This window comes from Pseudoalteromonas rubra, assembly GCF_005887115.1.
GTDB classification, from domain to species: domain Bacteria; phylum Pseudomonadota; class Gammaproteobacteria; order Enterobacterales; family Alteromonadaceae; genus Pseudoalteromonas; species Pseudoalteromonas rubra_F.
In genome coordinates, this window is the sequence record NZ_PNCJ01000113.1 from 1 (window position 1) to 1338 (window position 1338).

Sequence of the window (1338 nt, forward strand, 5' to 3'; positions counted from 1 at the left end):
AAATAAAGAGGCTGCGCTCGCCGCTTACACACTATCTGTTCAGCTTTTTTCGACCAAAGTCAGAGCAGACAGCGTTCAGCGACTCACGCGTGCTATAGCTGAGCCCAAACAGAACGCTGAAATTACTAAGCAGCCAGCAACCAAAACATACACACAACATCATGCCGGTAATAAGCTGCACCTGCCACGTTTTAAACTCTCCAGAAATCATTTGGATAATGGGTTGTGTGAAGCCTTTTTGGCTGAGCTTAACCGAAGCCCGTGGGATGAATTACTGTCCTGTAAATTACCTATCTTACCTAACCCTGTCATTAAAGAGTTGGTGTTTACCCCTATCGAAGGGGAAAGAATTAAAGAAATTGACCAACTGATATACCGCGGCAGACAAACTTGGGAGCAAGCTTGGCCTGAGAGAGAAAGAGATTATCAGCTAGGCTACTTCCGACTAGCTGAAGCATTTTTTGATGCCAATAATGATGGTAAAAAAGAGCATGTTATTCGAAGGTTATTACCATCTCAAAGTTGTAGACCCGCTAGTAAGGATGAAGGTGGCGATGATGTGGATGTTCTGAGCGTGTTAAAACAGCGAACTCAAGAATGGGAAAGCATGACAAAAAAACAACAGATACAGCAAGCCAAAATGTATGGGTTTTTAAGTGGTTATATAGTACTTCAACAGGGAGAGAGTAAAGGCTATTTGAGTGGTAGCGGCCGTATTTTAAGTTATCAAGGTAAAGCTTACCCGACCTATTCCGAGGGGATAAGTTTCAAGAATATACCAGATCTAAATGATAGAAACTGGTTTTCAATTGCTGAATTTTCAGGATATATCAGTTCAAAAAACACCTACGGTGCTACTCCGGTATGTTCTTATAAGTTAAATAAAGATTAGAAGATTAAAATGAGTTTATTCACCGAAATTAAAAACCATGAAAGCGCAGTCACAACTATCTATATCGACTCAAAAGGCATTCCGACCATTGGCGTCGGCTTTAACCTTAGAGAAGAAAAAGTACTAGAGGCTGTGTTTAAGGTCAGTATAGATGCTAAAGTCGGCATCCGCCGCATTATAAAAATTTTACTTTCGATCATTATTTATCACTTATATAAAGGAGATAATTAGCGCTGACCAATAAAATAAGAAAGCAAAACCCTTAAACACTCAAGATTTAAAACAACCAGCAAAAAGCACGATTTAAAAACCTTTTATAAAATTAAATCATGGCATGAATGAAATGTATAAACCATTAATAATCACGGGGTTAGTTACAACAACTTTCAGTTTGAGCTTGAATGCTCAAGCTATTGATTTCCCCGAATCAAAACGCGCTTTAAATG

2 protein-coding genes are annotated in these 1338 nt (G+C 38.9%); both read left to right on the forward strand.

What is annotated here, in order from left to right:
• On the forward strand, positions 1–892 hold an 892-nt coding region (locus CWB98_RS24110), incomplete at its 5' end, for a hypothetical protein (RefSeq protein ID WP_171045747.1).
• A 9-nt stretch (positions 893–901) separates the two neighbouring features.
• Entirely contained in the window at positions 902–1123 is a 222-nt protein-coding gene (locus CWB98_RS23395) for a lysozyme (protein WP_138546970.1), read from the forward strand.
• Positions 1124–1338: the final 215 nt, after the last annotated feature.